At 67.2% G+C, this 18,411-nt stretch carries 17 protein-coding genes; 7 read left to right on the top strand and 10 right to left on the bottom strand.

The genetic code is table 11. From position 1 onward, the window contains the following. Window positions 1-15: 15 nt before the first annotated feature. The 5 genes from ACW170_RS00380 to ACW170_RS00360 are packed head-to-tail and all read right to left on the bottom strand — an operon-like array spanning window position 16 to window position 3,371. Window positions 16-1,194 (bottom strand): vWA domain-containing protein, encoded by a 1,179-nt coding sequence (locus tag ACW170_RS00380; RefSeq protein WP_492087738.1) that lies wholly within the window; start codon window positions 1,192-1,194, stop codon window positions 16-18. Next, window positions 1,194-1,532 carry a HepT-like ribonuclease domain-containing protein gene (locus ACW170_RS00375; protein WP_492087737.1) on the bottom strand — a complete coding sequence of 113 codons (339 nt, stop codon included), beginning with the start codon at window positions 1,530-1,532 and terminating at the stop codon, window positions 1,194-1,196. Before ACW170_RS00375 ends, ACW170_RS00380 begins: the two co-directional genes overlap by 1 nt. Next, on the bottom strand, window positions 1,525-1,809 hold the full coding sequence (locus ACW170_RS00370; protein WP_492087736.1) for a nucleotidyltransferase family protein: 285 nt from the start codon (window positions 1,807-1,809) through the stop codon (window positions 1,525-1,527). The genes ACW170_RS00375 and ACW170_RS00370 overlap by 8 nt, the downstream gene beginning before the upstream one ends. A 14-nt stretch (window positions 1,810-1,823) precedes the next feature. Beyond that, window positions 1,824-2,351 carry a GNAT family N-acetyltransferase gene (locus tag ACW170_RS00365; RefSeq protein ID WP_492087735.1) on the bottom strand — a complete coding sequence of 176 codons (528 nt, stop codon included), beginning with the start codon at window positions 2,349-2,351 and terminating at the stop codon, window positions 1,824-1,826. Window positions 2,352-2,366: 15 nt separating this feature from the next. Continuing rightward, entirely contained in the window at window positions 2,367-3,371 is a 1,005-nt protein-coding gene (locus tag ACW170_RS00360; RefSeq protein WP_492087734.1) for a zinc-binding alcohol dehydrogenase family protein, read from the bottom strand. An 89-nt stretch (window positions 3,372-3,460) separates the two neighbouring features. On the opposite strand from ACW170_RS00360, the gene ACW170_RS00355 reads away from it, so the two are divergent. Genes ACW170_RS00355 through ACW170_RS00325 form a run of 7 tightly spaced genes read left to right on the top strand, consistent with a single transcriptional unit; the run spans window position 3,461 to window position 9,862 of the window. After that, window positions 3,461-4,384, top strand: coding sequence for a histone deacetylase family protein (locus ACW170_RS00355; RefSeq protein WP_492087733.1), 924 nt, complete (start codon window positions 3,461-3,463; stop codon window positions 4,382-4,384). A gap of 40 nt (window positions 4,385-4,424) precedes the next feature. Next, window positions 4,425-5,087: a histidine phosphatase family protein gene (locus tag ACW170_RS00350; RefSeq protein WP_492089207.1), complete on the top strand. Its 663-nt coding sequence runs from the start codon at window positions 4,425-4,427 to the stop codon at window positions 5,085-5,087. A 48-nt stretch (window positions 5,088-5,135) separates the two neighbouring features. Then, on the top strand, window positions 5,136-5,387 hold the full coding sequence (locus ACW170_RS00345; RefSeq protein ID WP_008260204.1) for an exodeoxyribonuclease VII small subunit: 252 nt from the start codon (window positions 5,136-5,138) through the stop codon (window positions 5,385-5,387). Then, complete coding sequence (locus ACW170_RS00340) at window positions 5,384-5,725, top strand: tRNA-binding protein (RefSeq protein ID WP_492087732.1); 342 nt, start codon at window positions 5,384-5,386, stop codon at window positions 5,723-5,725. Before ACW170_RS00345 ends, ACW170_RS00340 begins: the two co-directional genes overlap by 4 nt. Window positions 5,726-5,760: 35 nt before the next feature. Continuing rightward, a complete protein-coding gene (locus ACW170_RS00335) occupies window positions 5,761-6,636 on the top strand; it encodes a polyprenyl synthetase family protein (protein WP_492089206.1) in 876 nt (291 codons plus the stop codon). Between the two features lie 57 nt (window positions 6,637-6,693). Next, complete coding sequence (dxs, locus tag ACW170_RS00330; RefSeq protein WP_492089205.1) at window positions 6,694-8,607, top strand: 1-deoxy-D-xylulose-5-phosphate synthase; 1,914 nt, start codon at window positions 6,694-6,696, stop codon at window positions 8,605-8,607. Window positions 8,608-8,617: 10 nt separating this feature from the next. Continuing rightward, complete coding sequence (locus ACW170_RS00325; protein ID WP_492087731.1) at window positions 8,618-9,862, top strand: MFS transporter; 1,245 nt, start codon at window positions 8,618-8,620, stop codon at window positions 9,860-9,862. On the opposite strand, the gene ACW170_RS00320 is transcribed toward ACW170_RS00325, so the two are convergent. From ACW170_RS00320 to ACW170_RS00300, 5 genes are all read right to left on the bottom strand, one after another. Beyond that, window positions 9,846-11,540 (bottom strand): alkaline phosphatase D family protein, encoded by a 1,695-nt coding sequence (locus tag ACW170_RS00320; RefSeq protein WP_492087730.1) that lies wholly within the window; start codon window positions 11,538-11,540, stop codon window positions 9,846-9,848. The genes ACW170_RS00325 and ACW170_RS00320 overlap by 17 nt on opposite strands. A gap of 10 nt (window positions 11,541-11,550) precedes the next feature. Further along, complete coding sequence (locus tag ACW170_RS00315) at window positions 11,551-14,058, bottom strand: TonB-dependent receptor (RefSeq protein WP_492087729.1); 2,508 nt, start codon at window positions 14,056-14,058, stop codon at window positions 11,551-11,553. Window positions 14,059-14,215: 157 nt separating this feature from the next. Then, complete coding sequence (locus ACW170_RS00310; RefSeq protein ID WP_492087728.1) at window positions 14,216-15,256, bottom strand: LacI family DNA-binding transcriptional regulator; 1,041 nt, start codon at window positions 15,254-15,256, stop codon at window positions 14,216-14,218. 66 nt (window positions 15,257-15,322) lie between these two features. Next, on the bottom strand, window positions 15,323-16,867 hold the full coding sequence (locus ACW170_RS00305) for a tryptophan halogenase family protein (protein WP_492087727.1): 1,545 nt from the start codon (window positions 16,865-16,867) through the stop codon (window positions 15,323-15,325). A gap of 8 nt (window positions 16,868-16,875) precedes the next feature. Then, a complete protein-coding gene (locus ACW170_RS00300; protein WP_492087726.1) occupies window positions 16,876-18,411 on the bottom strand; it encodes a tryptophan halogenase family protein in 1,536 nt (511 codons plus the stop codon).

The raw sequence follows: 18,411 nt of genomic DNA, 5'->3' as shown, positions 1-18,411 counted from the left end.
CCCGGGACGCGAAAACTACCTTGTCAGCGCTCGCATCGCCTTGTCGAGCCCTTCCAGCGTCAGGGGGAACATTTGGTCGTCCATCACCTCGCGCAGCAGGCCGACGGAAGCCGTATAGCTCCAGTACCGCTCCTGCACCGGGTTCAGCCACACGGACTTTTCCCACTGCCGCCGGGCGCGTTGCATCCAAACGGCGCCGGCCTCCTCGTTCCAGTGCTCAACCGAACCGCCCGGCATGGTGATCTCATAGGGCGACATGGTCGCATCGCCGACGAAGATGGCCCGCCAGTCGCCGGGATATTTGTTCAGCAGATCCCAGGTCGCGATCCGCTCGGTGTGACGCCGCCGGTTGTCCTTCCAGACGCCTTCGTACAGGCAGTTGTGGAAGTAAAAGAACTCCAGGTTCTTGAACTCGGTCCGGGCGGCCGAGAACAGCTCCTCCACCAGCTTGATATGGCCGTCCATCGACCCGCCGATGTCCAGGAACAGCAGGACCTTGATCGTATTGCGCCGCTCTGGCCGCATCTGGATGTCCAGCCAGCCCTGGCGCGCCGTGCCGTCGATGGTGCCGTCGATGTCCAGTTCTTCCGCCGCCCCCTCGCGCGCGAACCGGCGCAGGCGACGCAGCGCCACCTTGATGTTGCGCGTGCCCAGCTCGACCGTGTCGTCAAGGTTCCGGAATTCGCGCTTCTCCCACACCTTGACCGCCCGGCCATGCTTGCCCGGCCCGCCGATCCGCACCCCCTCAGGATTATAGCCGCCGTGGCCAAAGGGGCTGGTCCCGCCCGTGCCGATCCATTTCGAGCCGCCGGAATGGCGTTCCTTCTGCTCCTCCAGCCGCTGCTTCAGCGTCTCCATCAGCTTGTCGAAGCCGCCGAGCGCCTCGATCTGCGCCTTTTCCTCGTCGGTCAGATATTTTTCGGTCAGCAGCCGCAGCCAGTCCTCGGGGATGTCGGTGGTCAGATCCTCGCCGGCGCCGACCGATTCCACGCCCTTGAACACGGTCCCGAACACCTGGTCGAACCGGTCATAGTGTTTCTCGTCCTTGACCAGCACCGCGCGCGACAGGTGATAAAAGGCCTCGATCTCGCGCCCGGCCAGATCGTGATCCATGGCCTCCATCAGATGGAGCCATTCCTTCATCGACACCGGAACCTTGGCGTCGCGCAGGGCGGTGAAGAAGGGCAGGAGCATTAAATCTCGCTCAGGCTGCGGAGCGCCTGGTCCAGTTCTGGCAAGCTTACGCTAGAGATCAGCCATAGAACGTCCGGTTTCAGCGTCTCATAGCTGTGCGCCACACGATTCCGCAGATTGACGATGTCGGGCCACGGAATGTCTGGCAGGCGCATCTTAATGTCGTCGCTCAGGAAGCGTGCGCATTCTCCCGTCCGCAAAAGGTTCATGCAGACGGCGTCATAAACCAGCGTCTGACGCATGAAGCCTTCCCGGCCTTCGGACGCGAGGTAGGATTTCACACGACCGGCGGCGTCCAGGATTTCGGCGACCAGGTTCGCGTCGGCCTCGTCAGACAAGGATCAGGTCTTTCTCGACCGTCGTCCTGACATAGGGCCGCATGACTTCCCAGGAACAGAATTCGACCGGCGTCTCCAGTCGCTCAGCCAGCAGGCGTTCCGTGGTCAGAAACTCGATGCCCATGGGCCTGGAGGTATCCACCAGCAAATCCACGTCGCTGCCCGGTCCCGCTTCGTCGCGGGCGTAGCTGCCAAACAGGCGCACGTTTACGATGCCCTGCTCTTCGAGCCAGGGCTTGAGGTCGCGCAGCTTTTCCAGAAGTTCAGCGCGGGTCATGCCCACACCATAGTCTATCCGCGCCGCAAGATGAACTCGTGGTCGCGCCAGGCGCCGACCGGGTACTCATACTCGCCCGCCTTCTCGAACCCATAGGCCGCATACAGGCGCTGGGCCTTTTCGTTGCCGCTCCAGACGCCGATCCATAACGGCCCCTGGGTGTTGGTCTCCATCCAGTCCAGCGACAGGTTCAGCAGCTTCGTGCCCAGGCCCAGACCCTGCGCGGCCTTGGATACATACAAGCGGCGCAACTCCATGTGCTCCGATCGGGCCTCGGGATGGGGCAGGCCGTTGGGGCCCGCGTTGGCGAAGGCCAGCAGTTCGCCGTCCCGCTCGGCCACCCACCAGGCGCAGCCGGGCTCCGCCAGTTTCTTCCGCGTCGGCTCGGGATCGAAACTGGCGTCGAGGAAGGCCTTCAGGTCCGCCTCGGGATAGGGGATGCAGAAACCGGTCACGAAGGTGTCGACAAAGGTCCGGCGACCCAGAGCGCCTAGGGCTTCGGCGTCTTCGGGGCGGGCGGGGCGGATCAGGGTCTCGGTCATGATCCGCCCATAGCCTCAGAAGCCGTCCAGCGCGACCTTGCCGATGGTCGATCCGCTCTCGAGCCGCCTGTGACCCTCCAGCAGGGCCTCCACCGATAGGGCCCCCAGGTTCTCGGTCAGGGTCGTGCGCAGGACGCCCGCGTCGACCAGACGGGATACCTCGGACAGCAGCTCATGCTGGGCGATCATGTCCGGCGTCTGCTGAAGCGAACGGGTGAACATGAACTCCCAGACGAACCCTGCCGACTTGAGCTTCAAAAGCTCGATCGGCAGGCCCTTGAAATCGTCGATGCAGCCAACCACCCCCTGCACGGCGACGGCGCGCGCCAGGGATTCGAAATGGGGCTGGGTTTGGTTCAGGGCGGCGACGTATCTGGGTGCGCGTTCGCCCGCCGCCGTCAGGGCCTCGTCGATGGCGCCGGCATGGTCGATGACGGCATGGGCGCCGAGGTCGAGGCACCATTGACGGGTTTCGGGACGCGAGGCCGTGGCGACGACCCTCAGTTTCGTTACGGCGCGCGCGATCTGGATCAGGGCCGAGCCGACGCCACCGGCCCCTCCAACCACCAGCAGTGTCTCGTCCTCGTCGCGGCCCGCCCTCATCCGATCGAAAAGCAGCTCCCAGGCCGTGATGAAGGTCAGGGGCAGGGCCGCAGCCTCGGGGAAGCTCAACGAGGTGGGCTTGGGCCCCACGATCCGCTCGTCGACGGCCTGGCGTTCGGCGTTGGAACCGGGGCGGTCGATCTGGCCGGCGTAGAAGACGTCGTCGCCGATCTTGAACAGGCTGACCTCGGACCCGACGCCGACCACGATCCCGGCGGCGTCATAGCCGAGGATGCTGGGCTGGCCGTCTTCCGGCGTTCGGCTGGCGCGCACCTTCGTGTCCACGGGATTCAGGCTGACGGCCTTGACCTCGACCAGCAGGTCGCGGGGGCGCAGGCTGGGCTCCGGCGCGTCGAAGGCGACCAGGGCGGCGGGGGCGGTCGCAGGTCGGGGGCCGGTCGTGCCAATGGCCTTCATGACGATCTCCTAGGGCTTGTTTCGTCGCCTTGCACATCGGCTTGCGATAGGCTGCCCGCAAGGCGCATCTAAGAAATGACCCATCCGCCATGACCGACCTGCCGATCTTCACCCATCCCTCGATGCTGTCCCACGCGCCGGGTGCAGGCCATCCTGAAAGTCCCGAACGGCTTAAGGCGGTTGTGGATGCTTTGGCCGACGCAGGGCTCGCCGGCGACCGACGCGCGGCGACCCACGCCGAGGTTGCCGATCTGGAGCGGGTGCATCCGGCCGCCTATGTCGCGCGCCTGCTTGAGGCGTCCCCCGCCGAGGGATTGAATCGGCTCGACGCCGACACCGTGCTGTCGCCCGGCAGTGTTCCTGCGGCGCGGCTGGCGGCGGGCGCCGCCATCGACGCCGTCCGGGCTGTGGCGCGCGGCGAGATGAACCGTGCCTTCGCCGCCGTCCGCCCGCCCGGCCACCATGCCGAGCCGGATCGCGCGATGGGCTTCTGCCTGTTCTCGTCCGTCGCCGTCGCGGCCCGCGTGGCCCAGTCCGAGGGGATGGCGAGGGTGGCGGTAGTCGATTTCGACGTCCACCACGGCAACGGCACCCAGGCGGCGTTCGAACACGACGACAGCCTTTTCCTGGCCTCGATCCACCAGATGCCCCTCTATCCCGGCACTGGAGCGGCGAATGAGACCGGCGTGGGCAATATCGTCAATGCGCCGGTCGCGCCCCATGCGGCGCGCGAGGCCTGGCGCGCGACCTTCGCCGGCGGGCTGATGCTGGCGCTGGACGCCTTCCGGCCGGACCTGATCCTGATCTCTGCGGGCTTCGACGCCCACCGCCGCGATCCCCTGGCCCACCAGTCGCTGGAGGCCGAGGATTTCGCCTGGGCGACCCGCGCGGTTCTGGAGGTCGCGCGCCGGTCCTGCGCAGGCAAGGTTGTGTCCGCGCTCGAGGGCGGTTACGACCTTGAAGGACTAGGCCGCTCTGCGGTCGCACATGTCGCCGCGCTCGGGGAGGAATAGGACGTACAACGCCTTGAAACTTAAGGCCCGTCCGATCGCCATGTCATCCCCCGCCCTGTCCCTCGATTCGACCGAAGACTCTGTCGCCCAGCCGGCCGGCGGGTCTGCGTCCCGCGCCTTGGCCGGCATGCGGCCGGGCGCCATCACCCTGACGCGCCACGGCGAGCCGGCCCTGTCACGCAAATGCCTGATCACCGCGCGTCAGTACGGCGACTGGTGGGCGAAATACGAAATCGGCGGCCTGCTGGCCGGCCAGACGCCGCCGCCGGAACTGGTGGCCACGGCCCAGGGCGCCGGCGCCATCTACGCCTCGACCCGCCAGCGCGCCCAGGAAACCGCCGCCGCCGTCGCCGCCGGGCGTGAGGTGATGTCGGACGTCCTGTTCATCGAGGCGCCCCTGCCGCCGCCGCCGATCCCCGACTGGATCAAGCTGTCGCCGAAATGGTGGGGCGTGGTGTCGCGCTTCTGGTGGCACGCGTTCGACCACCACGGCGGCCAGGAAACCCGTGCCCAGGCCGAGGTCCGCGCCGAACAGGCGGCGCGCAAACTGATCGCCCGCGCCGAAACCGGCCAGGACGTGCTGGTCTTCGCCCACGGCTATTTCAATCACATGGTCGGCGCCCGGCTGAAGGCCGACGGCTGGAAACTGGTGCATAATCAGGGCTTCAAATACTGGTCCCAGCGCCGCTACGAGAAGCGATAGCCGCATCCACCGTTGATGCAGGCTTCGACCCCCTCTAGGGTCCGCGCCATGACCGATACCGCCGCCGCCATCCCCGCCGACCTCAGCTTCGAAGACGCCCTGCAGCGCCTGGAGACCATCGTCTCGCGCCTGGAATCGGGCCAGGCTCCGCTGGAGGAATCCATCGCCCTGTACGAGGAGGGCGCGAAGCTGAAGGCCCATTGCGAGGCGCGTCTGAAGGCGGCCCAGCTGCGTGTCGAAAAGATCGTGGTCGGCCCCGACGGCCAGGCCAAGGGCGTCGAGGCGGCGTCGTTCGAATGACGCAGGCGATCACCTTCGACGACTTCATGAAGGTCGACATCCGCGTCGGCCAGATCGTCAAGGCGGAAGCCTTCCCCGAGGCGCGCAAGCCGGCCTTCAAGCTGCAGATAGACTTCGGCCCGGAGATCGGCATCAAGAAGTCCTCGGCCCAGATCACCCGCCACTACACGCTGGAAGAGTTGGAGGGCCGCAAGGTCGCGGCAGTGGTCAATTTTCCGCCGCGCCAGATCGGGCCGGTGAAGTCCGAGGTCCTGACTCTGGGCTTCCCCGACGCGGACGGCGAGGTGGTGCTGGTCGGCGTGGATCGCGACTTGCCGCTGGGCGGGCGGCTGTTTTGACTCACATCCTCGCCGCCAATTCGCCTGAGCAGGCCGTGATCGACCGGGTCGCCGAGGTCGCGGACCTGGTCACCGTGGCGCTCGACGAACTGCTGCCCCGCGCCGAGGGCCCGGAAGCCCGCTTGACCGAGGCCATGCGCTATGCGGCGCTGGGGCCCGGCAAACGACTGCGGCCCTTCTTCGCCCTTGAGGCCGCACGGCTGTTTGACATTGATGAGCGGTCGGTGCTGCGCGCCGCCTGCGCCCTGGAATGCGTCCACGCCTACAGCCTGGTCCACGACGACCTGCCCTGTATGGACGACGACGACATGCGGCGCGGCCGCCCGACGGTCCACCGCGCCTATGACGAGGCCACGGCTGTCCTGGCCGGCGACGCGCTCCAGACCGCGGCCTTCGACATCATCCTGGACGAGGACACACACGACGACGCGGCCGTACGGTGCGAACTGGCGGCGCGGCTGTCGCTGGCCTCCGGCGCGCGGGGCATGGCCGGCGGCCAGATGATCGATCTGCTGGGCGTGCGCGACGATTTGGGCGGCGTCGCCCGGATGCAGCGGCTGAAAACCGGCGCCCTGTTCGCCTACGCCTTCGAAATTCCCCTGATCATCGCCGAGGCCTCGGCCCAGCATCAGCACGCCCTGATCAGTTTCGCCCACGACGTCGGCCTGGCCTATCAGATCGTCGACGATCTTCTGGATGCGGAAGGTTCGCCCGAGGAAATGGGCAAGGCCGCCGGCGGCAAGGATGCGGCTTTGGGCAAGACCAATTTCGTCACCCTGCTGGGCCTGGAGGAGGCGCGCCAACGTGTCGCCCACCTGTCCGACCAGGCCCGCGCCCATCTCGAACCGTTCGGACTGGAGGCGGAAATCCTCAAGGCGAGCGTGGACTTTGTGCTAAAGCGCCGGTCCTGATACGAAACATCGATCTCCCTCAGGGGTTGATCGATCAGACTTTCAAGGTTTTCCCGGCTGATGCCCGACACCCCGCTTCTCGACACCGTCAAGTTTCCCGCCGACATGCGGGGCTTCGACATCGCCCAGCTGAAGCAGCTGGCGGAAGAAGTGCGGGCCGAGACCATCGACGCCGTCTCGGTCACGGGCGGCCACCTGGGCGCCGGCCTGGGCGTGGTCGAACTGACCACGGCGCTTCACCATGTGTTCGAGACGCCCAAGGACATCCTGATCTGGGACGTCGGCCACCAGTGCTATCCGCACAAGATCCTGACCGGCCGTCGCGACCGTATCCGCACCCTGCGCCAGCCTGGCGGCCTGTCGGGCTTCACCAAGCGCAGCGAGAGCGAATACGACCCCTTCGGCGCCGCCCACGCCTCGACCTCGATCAGCGCCGCCCTCGGCTTCGCCGCCGCGCGCGATCAGAAGGGCGAGAAGAACAAGGTCGTGGCCGTCATCGGCGACGGCTCCATGTCCGCCGGCATGGCCTATGAGGCGATGAACAACGCGGCCGAGGCGACCAACGGCCAGCTGATGGTCATACTGAACGACAACGACATGTCCATCGCCCCGCCGGTCGGGGGGATGAGCGCCTATTTAGCCGGTCTTGTGTCCGGCGGCGCCTATCAGAACGTCCGCCGCCTGGGCCGTTCGGTCGCCCAGCACCTGCCGCGCCCCTTCCGCAACGCCGCCAAGAAGGCCGAGGAATACGCCCGGGGCATGGTCACCGGCGGCACTCTGTTCGAGGAACTGGGCTTCTACTACGTCGGCCCCATCGACGGGCATGACATGGAGAACCTGGTCCCGATCCTGAAGAAGGCTGCGGCCATCGAGGACCGGCCCGTTCTGGTCCATGTCGTGACCCAAAAGGGCAAGGGTTACGCCCCGGCTGAGAGCAGCGCTGACAAGCTGCACGCCGTCGTCAAGTTCGACGTGATCTCGGGCAAACAGGCCAAGTCCGTGTCGAACGCCCCCAGCTACACCAAGGTGTTCGGGACCGAGCTGATCAAACACGCCAAGGTCGATCCCTCGATCGTGGCCATCACCGCCGCCATGCCGTCGGGCACCGGGCTGGACCTGTTCGGCCAGGCCTTCCCCGAGCGGACCTATGACGTCGGCATCGCCGAACAGCACGCCGTCACCTTCGCCGCCGGTCTCGCCGCCGACGGGATGAAGCCGGTCTGCGCCATCTATTCCACCTTCCTCCAGCGCGGCTATGATCAGGTGGTCCACGACGTGGCGATCCAGTCGCTGCCGGTGCGGTTCGCGATGGACCGGGCCGGTCTGGTCGGCGCCGACGGGGCGACCCACGCCGGGTCGTTCGACATCGGCTTCATGGGCGCCTTGCCCGGCATGGTGCTGATGGCCGCCGCCGACGAGGCCGAGCTGGCGGGCATGATCTCGACCAGCCTGGCCATCGACGACCGTCCCAGCGCCTTCCGCTATCCGCGCGGCGACGGCGTCGGGGTCGAGATCCCGGAACTAGCCGCCCCGTTCGAGATCGGTCGGGGCCGGATCGTGCGCGAGGGCACGTCCGTCGCCATCCTGTCCCTCGGCACCCGCTTGCAGGAGTCGCTGAAGGCCGCCGACCTGCTGGCGGCCCGGGGCGTGTCGGCCACCGTCGCCGACGCCCGCTTCGCCAAGCCGCTGGACGCCGACCTGATCCTGCGTCTGGCGCGCGAGCATGAGGCCCTGATCACGGTGGAGGAGGGGGCCATGGGCGGCTTCGGCGCCTTCGTGCTGCAACTGCTCGCCGAAAAGGGCGCGCTGGATCGCGGCCTGAAGGTCCGCACCCTGAACCTGCCCGACGTCTTCCAGGACCAGGACGCCCCCGCCGCCATGTATGCTCTGGCGGGGCTCAACGCCGAACATATCGCGGCGGCGTCCTTGACCGCGCTGGGGGTCGAAGCGACCCGAGCCGTACGGGCCTGAGACCAGAAGCATGACCGCCGGCGCGTCTCCCCGGCCGGTCGGTTCGGCCTTTCTGATCGGTTACGCCGTCGCCTATATCGGCGCCTTCATCGGCGTCGCGCCCCTGCTTCAGGTGCTCGCGCCCCTCCACGCCGAGCTGATCGACGGCCAGGCCAAGGGGCCGCTGCTCAGCCAGGCCCTGTTCTGGGGCTGTATGGCGGCCGGGGTCGGCAATATCATCGGCGGCGCCCTCAGCGACCGGACCCGGTCGCGGCACGGCCGGCGGCGGCCGTGGATCGTGGTCGGCGCGGTGCTGACGGTCGGCAGCTACGCCGCCATCCAGCAGTCCTCGACCCCTCTGGGACTCATTTTGGGCCTGGTCTGTTTCCAGCTGACCTTCAACATCCTCCTTGCCCCGCTGATCGCCCTGTTCGCCGACCGGGTGCCTGAAAACCGGCGCAGCGCCATGTCCGCCGTCATGGGCATGGGCTATCCGCTGGCCGCCATGGTCGGCTCGGTCGTCATGGCCTGGGGGCCGCAGGGCGAGGCGGCGCGCTTCGCGACCCTGGCCGCCGTCGTTCTGGTCGCGACCGTGCCGTTCGCTGTGCTGTCGCGTGAGGATCCCGTGCCGGCAGACCGGGCGCGGGCGCCCCTGTCAGGTTTTTCGTTACCCAGCCTGCTGGCGCCCTTCGCCGTTCGCGATTTCACCCTGGCCTGGTCGTATCGGTTTCTGGTCGTCACCGGCTATTCGCTGGTGGCCTTCTATCTGCTCTTTTACGTCGCCGACGCCATCGGCTTCCCGCGCCTCTTCCCTGGACGCTCGGCCGAGGCCGGCCATTCTCTGCTGACCGCCATCGCCGTCGTCGGGGTGGTCAGCGTCAGCACCATCGTGGCCATGGGCGGCTCGCGGATCACCCGACGCAAGCCGCTGGCCATCGCGGGCGGGGTGCTGTTGGCCCTAGCGGCGGCGGTCATGGCGACTACTCAGGACTGGACGGCCGTGGTCGTCGCCTTCGCCCTCTATGGGGTGGGCCAGGGCTGCTACGGCGCCATCGATATCGCCCTGATGACCGATGTCCTGCCGTCGGTCGAGGACCGGGGCAAGGACCTGGGCCTGATCAATCTGGCCGTAACCCTGCCCCAGGCGATCGCACCCCTGGTCGCCCTGGTCCTGCTGGAGACCTTGGGCCAGGACTTCCGCAGCCTGTTCCTGGCCGCCGCCGCCTGTTTCGGCGGGGCGACCCTGGCGGTGGCTTCGATCAGGCGGGTGCGGTGACGTCTTCCAGCGGGCCCAGGCCGGTCTCGGTCCGCGTCAGCCGGTAGCGTTTCAGCGTCCTGGTCTCATACGGCTTGGCCAGGATGGTCGATACGGCGCGCAGTTCACCCACCGCCTGATCCCGCTCCAGGGTCAGCAGGACATAACCCTTGGCTGACTGGTCGCAGAACTTGATCTCCGGATTGGCGGCCTGAAGCGCCAGGCCCAGCGGCAAGCCGGCCACCAGATCGCCCGGCGAGGGGCTGGAGACGGACGAGGTTCCGAACTCGACCGCCCGGCGTTGGCCGCCGTTGTCGTAAAGTTCGTTGACCCAGAAGGCATGGCTGTCGCCGGCCAGGACGATGGGCTCGACGCCCGCCTGTTCCATCGTCTCGTACAGGCGCTCGCGCCCGGCCGGATAACCGTCCCAGCTGTCCAGATTGAACGGCAGGCCCAGCTTGAACAACTGGATCGCGGCCTGAACCTGCGGCTGATACTCGGCGGGCAGGCCGGCGATCATCTGCGCCAGTTGGGCCGGCGGCACCATTTCTTCGATATTCGGTCCCTTGACCCGGGCCATGACGACCTGATTGCCCAGGATCTGCCACGGACGACCGGCGGCCTTGGATTGGCTCATGGCCTCGCCCAGCCAGCGGCGCTGATCGCCGCCCAGCAGGTCGCGGGAAGGCTCCTGGCGCTGGGCCTCGAAGGCGGCGACGTCCGGGCGGCCGTCGGCGGTCTTGGGGATGTTGGCGAAATCCATCTGTTCGGCGCGGGCCAGCAGCCGGGTCTCGACCATATGCAGGCTGGCCAGGTCGCCGAAGTGGAAGCTGCGGTTGATCGCCTCCTTCATGCCGCCGGCCTTGGCCTCGCGGATCGGCATCCATTCGTAATAGGCGCGCAGGGCCGCCGCCTTGCGCGTCGCGAAGTCGCCCTCAGTCGCCGGCTGGTGGTTCTCGGCGCCCAGCATCCAGGTGTCGTTGGCCACCTCGTGGTCGTCCCAGACGCAGATGAAGGCGGCGCGGGCGTGGGCGGCCTGCAGATCGGGGTCGGTCTTGTACTGGGCGTGGCGCGTCCGATAGTCGGCCAGGCTGACGATCTCATGCGGCGGCAGGGGCGCCCGGTTCAGGGCTGCGCCGGTGGTCATGCCATAGTCGTCGGCTGCGGCGCCGTATTCGTAGATATAGTCGCCCAGGTGGACGACCGCGTCCAACCGTTCCAGCTGTGAGATCGCCTCATAGGCGTTGAACAGACCGCCGGGATAAAGCTGACATGAGACTACGGCCAGACTGACCTGGGGCGTCGCGCCCGCAGCCAAGGTGCGGACCCGCCCGACCGGCGAGGTCACGCCATTGGCCACGAAGCGGTAGAAATACTCGCGACCCGGCTCCAGGCCCTGGCCGTCCAGATCGTGTTTGACGGTGAAGTCGCGCTCCGCCCGGGCGCGCAGGCCGGAAGAGCGGCGAACTACGTCGGCGAAGGCGGCGTCGTTCGCCACCTCCAGCGTGACGGCGACATCCCCGGCCGACGGATCGGTCGGGGTGACGCGCGTCCAGAAGACTGCCGAATGCTGATCCGGATCGCCGCTGGCCACCCCATGAAGGAAGGCGACCTGACCGGTTTGGGCGGACTGGGCGACGGCGGGCGTCGCCGCCCCCGCGCCGAGCAGTCCCAGAAGGCTGCGGCGATCCAGATTCATCGTTCGATCCTCAGAGTTTCAGCTTGAACACCAGGCCGTACGCCGCCGGACGACCGGCGATGAAGGTCGGCATGCCCAGGGCGTCGCCGGTGTTGCCGGCGTCCTTGATATATTCCTCGTCCAGGACGTTCTCGCCGAAGGCTTCGACGCCCCAGTTCCCACCTTCCGGCGTATAGCGGACGCGCAGGTTCAGCAGGCCATAGGCGTCCTGGTATTCGTCCTGGACCAGGTCGGCGACGATGTTGCTGGTCTGCAGCGCCGGGATGTCGTTGTCGTCGTCGAAGAAGACCTTGGACTGCCAGGTATAGGTCGGCTGGACCTCGATCTCGCCGCCCGCGACCGGCAGGCGCCAGGTCGCGCCGATCGAGGCGGCGTTGTCCGGCGACAGTCGGAACTGGTTACCCTCGTAGATGCCGTTCTCGAAGCGCGAGTGGTTGTAGGCGTAGGTGGCGAACAGGTCGAGCATCGACGCCACGGCGAAGTTGGCCTGACCCTCGAAGCCATAGGACTTGGCCTCGCCCGCATTGGTCGTGATCGTCTGCGTCCCTTCCTGGATCGTCGTCTGGAAGTTTTCATAGTTGTACATGAAGACCGCGCCGTCGACGCGCAGACGGCCGTCCAGCAGGGCCGATTTGGCGCCGATCTCGTAGCTGTCGACGGTTTCCGCGTCGACCGGGCTGAAGCGCGGCGCGCCGCCGGGGCCGGAGGGGCCCGAGGCGCTGATCACTTCCGGGCGACGGCCGCGCGCATAGTTGGCGTAGACATTGGCAGCATCGGTCAGCTCGTAACGGGCCGTGACGCGCCAGGTGACGCCGTCGTCCTCCGAGTCAAAATAGGAGAAGTCGCCGTTGTTGGCGGTCGGCTGCGACGTCAGGCCGAACAGCGGGAAGACGCTGGCGGGCAGGCTGGCGAAGGCCGGGCTGGCCATGGCCGACAGGAAGGCCGGCAGCTGGGCCGCCGGGATCGCGCCGGCCTGGATCGCCAGCAGGGCGCCCAGGGCCGAACGGCTCTCGACCGAGCTGGCGTAGCCCGTCGTCTTGTCGTCGCGGGTGTAGCGGACGCCGGCCGACATTTCGAACCGGTCGGAGAAGGCGTAGGTGGCGTCGGCGAAGACGTCGTAGGACGTCAGTTCCGAGCTGTTGATCGGGGTCTCGATATGGTTCGAGTCCAGGTTGGCGGCGATCGGCGTGGCCAGGGCGCCGGCGCCCAGCGGCGTCAGCAGAGAGGCCAGGATCCCACGCGCAACGGTCGGATACAGCGAAGCGGGCAGGGTGTTGTCGCCGACCGCCGTCGGCGACCCGTCCAGCAGGCCGGACAACTGCGCCAGGGCCATGCTCTCGTTCCACTGGGTCGGCGTGCGCTGATAGCCTTCTTCATGGAACCAGCCGGCGCCGACGAAGCCCGTCAGTTGGCCGCCGTTGTCGAAGCCCAGACGCAGCTCCTGGCTCCACTGTTCGCCATGGGTCTCTTCCGCCGCAGTCAGGATCGGCAGGGACACGCCGTCGGCGTCGAAGGTCTCGTAGTTGTCGAACTCGCGATAGGCGGTGGTCGAGTTCAGGGTCCAGGCCGAATTCAGATCGATCCGGGCCAGACCCGTGACGCCCCAGACTTCACGGCTCAGGCCCAGGGTCTTGCCGCCGTCGAAATCGGCGCCCGACGTCAGGGCCGCGCCTTCCCAGGGCTCCGTGCCGCCCAGCACCGCGCCGGTGGTGGGATTGGCCGGCTCATAGGCGTTCGACTTGAACGAGGTGCCCGAGGCGTTGTCGTTCTGATAGTTGCCGATCACGTCGAACCGCATGGCGTCCGAAGGTTCCCAGGCGCCCGACAGGCGGAGGGCCTTGGTCTCGATGGCGTTATAGTCTTCGCCGCCCAGCAGGTTCTCGACCGAGCCGCCGCGCGTCTTCAGGCGGGTGGCGACGCGCAGGCCGGCTGCCTCGCCGACCGGCAGATTCAGCGCGCCCTCGACCATCCGGTAGTCTTCGTTGCCGGCCTCGATATTGGCATAGGCCTCGGTCTCGCCGGGCTGGGCGCGGTTCTGGACCAGATTGACGGCCCCGATCAGGGCGCCGCGCCCGTACAGGGTCGACTGAGGACCCTTTGCGATCTCGACCCGCTCCAGGTCGAACAGTTCGACATAGGAGCCGCGCGACTTGGAAATCGACACGCCGTCCTGGAACACCGACACGCGGGGCTCGGCGGTGGCGGCGCCGGAGTCGGAGGTGATGCCGCGCATCACGAAACCGGGGTTGTTCGGCGACTGGTTCTGCACCAGGAAGCCGGGCACGAAGGCCGACAGCTGTTCGAACTCCTGAATGCCCAGGTCTCCCAGGAACTGGCCGGAATAGGCGGTCAGGGCGAACGGCACCTCGATGGTCTTCTGTTCGCGCAGCTGGGCCGTGACGATGATCTCGTCGAGGCTCGCCGGCTCCGTCGTCTGGGCCAGCGCCCCATGCGCCGCCGCCATCGCGCCGGTCATCGCCGCCGCAGCCATAAGCCGCGTCTTGAATTCATTCGCCATCGTTTTTCCCCAAGCTTGGCCTGAACGGCGATCAGTAACCGGCGGCCATGTCGCTGAGGCGACGCTGGGAATGCTGATGGATGACGTTGAGGCGGCGGATGAAAGACATTCCAGCCGTGTACGTTTCATTAACCGCCAGAACGAAAGCGGACGGGGGTCAGGCTTTCGGTGCGGCCGTCGACCCTCTCGGGGCAAAGCCGAAATCGACCATGCTTTGCCTGGGCAGGTCGGCGTCGCCTACCGTGGAACGGATCAGCAGTTCGGCGGCGACGGCGCTCATTTCGGCGATCGGCTGAATGACGGCCGTCATGTCGGCGAACCGGGCCAGGGGCGTGTTGTCGAAGCTGATGACCGACAGGTCGGCGGGCGCCGATAGGCCGTGCCGTTTGGCCGTGCGCAAGGCGGCGTGGGCCATGCGATCGTTGCTGGCGAGGACGGCTGTCGGCGGCGACGGCAGGGCCAACAGGGTCTCCATGGCGGCGACGCCGGACTCGTATGAGAAATCGCCCCGCGCGATCAGCGTCTCGTCCAGGCCGTGCGCCGAGGCCGACATGGCCTGACGATAACCGTCCAGCCGCGCGCCGCTGACGGCGTATTCCTCGCTGCCGGTGATAAAGCCGATGCGGACATGGCCCAGGCCCAGCAGGTGATCGACAGCGAAGGCCGACGCCTTGGCGTCGTCCATCGACACCGCGAACCCGTCCCCTTCGGCGATGGAGGCGATGCGGGCGAAGGGCAGACCCAGCCGGCTCAACAGGCCGGTGATGGCGGGGTTCTCGCTGTGCGGCGGGGTCAGGATGACGCCGTCGGGGTGCAAGGCCGCAATGGCCCCGCGCACGGCGGCGTCGACGTGGTCGGAATGGGTGTCGACGAGCTCAAAGATCATCCGATAGCCGTGGGCCTCGCACTTCAGCATGCCGCCCATCAGCATCTGATCGACCCAGTCGGTGCCTTCGCCGGACTTCCAGCCCTCAATGGTCCGGTCCCGGTCGTTCAGCGCCATCAGCAGATAGGAGCGCGATCCCCCCATTCGCCGCGCCGCCAGACTGGGAACATAGCCCAGCTTGGCGACAGCGGCGCGTACACGCTCCTGCACAACCGGGCGAACATTCGGCTCGTTGTTGATGACCCGCGACACGGTCTGCAGCGAAACGCCCGCCTCGGCGGCGACGTGTTTGATGGTGACGGCGCGACGCAAACTCTGATCCCTTATCCCCTGCGCCATTGTGTCAGGCTTGGCCGCGCCAAGGCAAGCGCGCCGATGTCAGGCCGGCACGGCCAACGGCGTGGGCAGATTGACCGATGGGGCCGGACAATGGGTGTCGATGAAGGCCTGGTGCGTCGGCAGGTCGGCGACGAAGGCGTTCAGAATATTGGCGGCGCGGTCCATCTCGTCGGTCAGGCCGGCGAAATCGATCCGGTCCACCAGCGGCGGATAGGACCGGGGCCGCACCCCCATCCCGTCCATCACCGAATACCAGCTGACATTGCGGAACAGCGGATCCAACGCCTCGACCAGGCTGCCGTTGGCGCGGAAGACCTCCAACTTGTGCTGCAGGCCCTCGGGCAGGACCATGTCCCGGCATTGCCGCCAGAAGGCCGTGTCGTCCCGTCGCGTCAGGGCGTAGTGCAGGATGATGAAGTCGCGGATCTCCTCGTAGTCCACCGTCATCCGCCGATTGTACTCGGCCGCCAGGTTTGGATCGCAGTCCAGGTCCGGCATCAGCCGGAACAGGAAGTCCATGCCGCGATAGATCAGGTGGATGGCCGTGGATTCCAGCGGTTCGATAAAACCGCTGGCCAGGCCCAGCGACAGGACGTTCTTGTCCCAGATCTTCTCGCGCACTCCGGTCTTGAACGGCACCACCATCGGATTGACCACCGGCTGCCCCTCGACCTGCGCCAACAGGCGCGCCGTCGCCTCGTCGTCTGACATGTAGCGGCTGCAGAAGACATGGCCGTTGCCGGTGCGGTGCTGCAACGGGATGCGCCAGCGCCAGCCGCAGTCCTGAGCCTGAGCCAGGGTATAGGGTGTGGGCGGTCCGACATTCTCGGTCTGGACGGCGATGGCCCGATCGCACATCAGCCATTCGGACCAGTCCGTATAGCCGACCCCCAGGGTCTTGCCGATCAGCAGGGACCGGAAGCCGGTGCAGTCGATGAAGAAGTCTGCCTCGACCGTCTGGCCCGACTTAAGCTTCAGGCCGCTGACGAAGCCGTCGGGCCGCGTCATCACATCCTCGACGATCCCCTCGGTGCGTTTGACGCCCCGCGCTTCGGCAAAGTCGCGCAGATAGCGCGCCACCCGTTTCGCATCGACGTGAACGGCGTAGGACGCACCCCCGACCGGGGTGCGCTGGGCCTTGAACGGCAGCATGAACCGGCCCTGGGCCGCCATCCGGGCCGCAGCGGCGAAATCCATCAGGGGCCGGTCATAACCGTTCATCCGCGCCTTCAGCCAGACCGGATAGAAGTCGCTGATATCCACCGGAACCCCAACGGCGCCGAACGGGTGGAAATAGCTCTCGCCCTTCTGCGTCCAGTCTTCGAACTGGATCCCCAGCTTGAAACTGGCCTGGGTCTTCTGGATGAAGTCGCGCTCGTCGATACCCAGCCGCTTCAGCATTTCCAGGAAGGGCGGCACGGTGGATTCGCCGACGCCGATCGTGCCGATGTCGTCGGATTCGACCAGTTCGATCTCGGCCATCCGCCCCTTGAAATGTTCGGCCATAAGGGCGGCGGCGACCCAGCCGGCGGTGCCCCCGCCGACGATGCAGATCTTCTTCAGGGGGCGGCGGGGCTGGTCCATGTCGGGTCTCATGCGGCTGAGGCGGAGGCGGCGGGATCGAGCCCCGCCAGGAATTGGGCGTGGTCGGGGGTGCGGGCGACCAGGTCGGCGATATTGGCGCGCATCTCGGCCAGGCTGCGCGCCAGATAGGCGGGGTCCATGGCTTCCACGGCGGGGTCGTAGCCGTCGGGATACAGGCCGAAGCCGTCATAGATGGCTAGCCAGCTGGCCGGGTGGAACATCTCCCACCGATACCGGACGAACTGACCTCGGGCGGTCCACAAGGCGACCTTGCGCTCCAGCGTCTCCGGGATCGGCATCTCGCGGCAGTCGCGCCAGAAGTCCGTGTCGGTCCGCCGGTTCAGCTTGTAGTGCAGGATGATGAAGTCCCGCACCCGCTCCATCTCGCGCGCGGTCTGGTCGTTGAACTCGTCCAGGATCGGCTGGGCGAAGCGGCGGTCGGGGAACAGGGCCTTCAGCCGTTCGATCCCGGTCTCGATCAGCGCGATACTGGTGCTCTCCAGCGGCTCCAGGAAACCCGCCGACAGACCGATGGCGACGCAGTTCTTGGCCCAGGCCTGCGATCGCCGACCGGGGCGGAACGGAATGCGTCGCGGCTCCGTCAGCGGATCGCCCAGCAGATGGGGCATCAGCTCGGCCAGGGCCTGATCATCACTCAGATGGGCGCTGGAAAACACCAGTCCGTTGCCGGCGCGGTGGCGCAACGGGATGCCCCACTGCCATCCGGCCGAACGAGCGGTGACGCGGGTGAAGGGGGCGGGGGCGTCGCCGGGGCGGTTGGCGCTCTGCACCGCATAGGCGGCGTCGCACGGCAGCCAGCGGCCCCAGTCCTCGAACCCGACGCCCAGGGCCTCACCGATCACCAGGCTCTTGAAACCCGAACAGTCGACGAACAGATCGCCCTCGACCTCGCGTCCGTCTTCCAGGGTCAGGGCGCGCACGAAACCGTCCTCGGGCCGCAGTTCGACCGCGCGGATGCGGGCGTCGATACGGGCGCAGCCCCCGGCCTCGGCATAGGCGCGCAGATGCTGGGCGAACAGGCCGGCGTCCAGATGCAGGGCCCAGTCGAACACCGACAACGACGACGGCGGATTGGGCGAGGGCAGGGTGAACTTGCCGCCGGCGGCCAGCGACGCGCCCAGCGAATAGGCGGCTAGCGGCGCGGGATCGCCCGCGCGCTTCTGCTTCAGCCAGTAATGATGAAAACCGATCCCCTTCACGTCCTGCCCGTACAGGCCGAAGGGGTGGATGAAGTCCGAGCCGGGCCCGGACCAGTCGATAAAGCGGATGCCCAGTTTGCACGTCGCCTGGGTGGCGCGCATAACGTCGTCGTCGCGCAGCCCCAGCTGCCCATAGAACCGACGGATGGTGGGAATGGTCGCCTCGCCCACGCCGATGGTTCCGATGTCGGATGACTCGACCACGGTGATCTTCAGCGGGGTGGTGCGGAAATGCTGAACCAGGGCCGCAGCCGTCATCCAGCCGGCGGTGCCGCCGCCGACGATGACGATGGAACGGATGCGAGGATCGTCGATCTCATCCAT

The organism is Brevundimonas sp. FV2ps16 (assembly GCF_058681075.1).
This window is presented reverse-complemented; position numbering and strand designations above follow the sequence as displayed.